We start from the raw sequence: 2,193 nt of genomic DNA, 5'->3' as shown, positions 1-2,193 counted from the left end.
CGGCCATCTCGCCGGCGATCTTGAGGGCTTCGTTGGTGTCGGTGTCTTTGCTGAAGCCCAACGCAGCGGCCAGGTCAGCGCCGTACTCGGCGGCCGTTTTGAACTTCTTCAGCTGCTCACCAGCGAAGAGTTCGACCACCTGGTCTTTGGTGTAGCCCATCTCACCAACGATGGACTCCAAGTTGGTTTCGCCTTTGGCCACTGCAGCACGAATGGCCACCAGCATCTCCTGAATGGTCATGTTCTCATCAGCTCCTTCTGTGCTTATTTCCCCGGATACCCGGGTATAGATGATCTGCTCCTTCACTTCCACAGCATCGTTACCCAGGACTACCTTGCCATCCACAACACCATAGCCAACCTTAAACCACCTAGAGGCTCCGCCTTTTTCGATCTCTACGATGCAGTAGTCATCGTACACTCGGCGCACCCAAACGAAATTCTCGGGTTCTTTGAACTTGGTGCGCAAGACCATCAGTAACGCTTCCCTTAACCCTTCGTGACTGCCATCGTAAGCCATCGAAGAAGCCCCAGATGCAGGGATGGCTTCCATCTCCCCGGTGGGCACATAGGTTATCTGCTCCACCACTTTGACAACATCTTCCCCTAGCACAACACGACCATCTGAAATTGAGTAGCTTACTTTCGCAAACTCTTTGGGGCCCGTAGAGGGCTCCATTCCAACGATCACATGGTCAGCAAAAAGACGATGGACCCAGGCGTGGACATCTTTGTTGCCAAACCTGGTTCGCACCGCCCCAAAGAGAGCCTCCCTTAACCCCTCGAAACTACCATCCCAACCAACTAGACTCACATCAAACTCGCCAGCAGTAATACCATCCATTTCCCCGACAGCAACAATTTCGGTGGGCATTCCTGCCCTATGCAGCGGTGTCCAATCAATGGACAACGGTTTGTAGCCGACTACATGAACCTCTCCACCAACATTCTTTAGCGTGGGCATGCCGAAGATCGACACTTGAGTGACCCTTTTGGAGCGGATCCACCGTTTGAGGTCCGCGGCTGCCTTGTCCACCACACCCCTAAAGTAAGCCTTGCCGTTTTCCCACTTGGCTCCTACCCAGTGGGTGACGGGCGTGGGAAACTCGGCGTCCACATTGTCCGGCTTCTGGTGCCCGAGGAAGCCAGATAGAGTGTGCTGGTTCACGAAGTTAACGATATCCTGCAAGCTCTCGCCCGTGTAGAACCAGCCGCGCTTGGACTTACTGGTTGGGACACTCACTACGACCTCAAGCGGGTCATCATCCCCGGCCTTGATAGCCTCCAAGTCAACCCCGGGGGCCAGAGGAATGTCTGCCGGCTTCATTCCACCGAGGGCAGCATCGAGGATAGACATCTCTCCCTCTACCAAGCTGGCGGGAGGTTCCTCTTCCAGCTCCTGATAGTGCCTCCGCAAGTGGGCCCTGGCCGCAGCTTTCTGATCATCCGTCAGGCTGGTGTTGGCGGATAGGTCAGCAGCCGCCTTAGCAAGGGCAAACTTGTTCAGCACCACATCGCCTTCATCCGTCACTTCGTGATGAAGGCCGAAGACATGTTCCGGGCCGAAGTCTTCGCCTATGGGCGATGTCACCACCGCATATGCTTCTTGGATAGCTTCCTTGGCACCGCCGATTCCCTGCTCCAGGCCCTTTTTGAGTTTGGGCCACACGTTTGTGGGCTCCCAGGCCTTGATGGAAACGGTGTCTTTGATGGTGAATACGCTAATCGGTATTGGTGTCACCCCCTTTCAAAGAAACCAAAATGACGGCCAGCTTCTCTGTCATCCGTGGCCAAGAGCTCTCCCTTTTTCAGCGGAGGCGGCCACCCTCTTGAGGCTCCAAACACAGCAAGAACACCACAGCTACAACAAACATCCCGACCCAGAACGCAGTCATGTCAGCACCCCCTCGATCATGGCATCAACAGCCTGGCTTACCATCTCGAGCATCCGCTCGGCACTGGGGAGGTAGACCTCAAGCAGATCCGGTTGGTCTTTGTACTCCCGCCACAACCGATCAACGTTCTGACGAGCTTCCTTCTCGATCTCCCGCAGGGAGGAAACTCCCATCGTTTGCTATTCAGGTGTCCTTCCGTTTAGCCTATCCATCGAATGCCTCAGCGAACGGACCACCTGCCTCAACTTCCGTTCGGCCTTCCTCGGCTCAACGCCAGCTTCGATCTTCCTCTGGGCCT

General features: G+C 55.4%; 1 protein-coding gene and 1 pseudogene. Both read right to left on the bottom strand.

The window, feature by feature from the left end; all coding sequences use genetic code 11:
* A pseudogene (locus ACE4YL_RS02135) lies at positions 1 to 1,669 on the bottom strand (hypothetical protein); the annotation flags it as partial.
* Between the two features lie 222 nt (positions 1,670 to 1,891).
* Positions 1,892 to 2,068 (bottom strand): hypothetical protein, encoded by a 177-nt coding sequence (locus ACE4YL_RS02130; protein WP_461369080.1) that lies wholly within the window; start codon positions 2,066 to 2,068, stop codon positions 1,892 to 1,894.
* Positions 2,069 to 2,193 lie beyond the last annotated feature (125 nt).

The sequence above is a fragment of the Candidatus Darwinibacter acetoxidans genome, assembly GCF_041936445.1.
Lineage (GTDB): Bacteria > Bacillota > Limnochordia > Darwinibacteriales > Darwinibacteriaceae > DTU010.
Note: the sequence above shows the minus strand (reverse complement) of the source record. Positions and strands in the feature narration are given on the sequence as shown.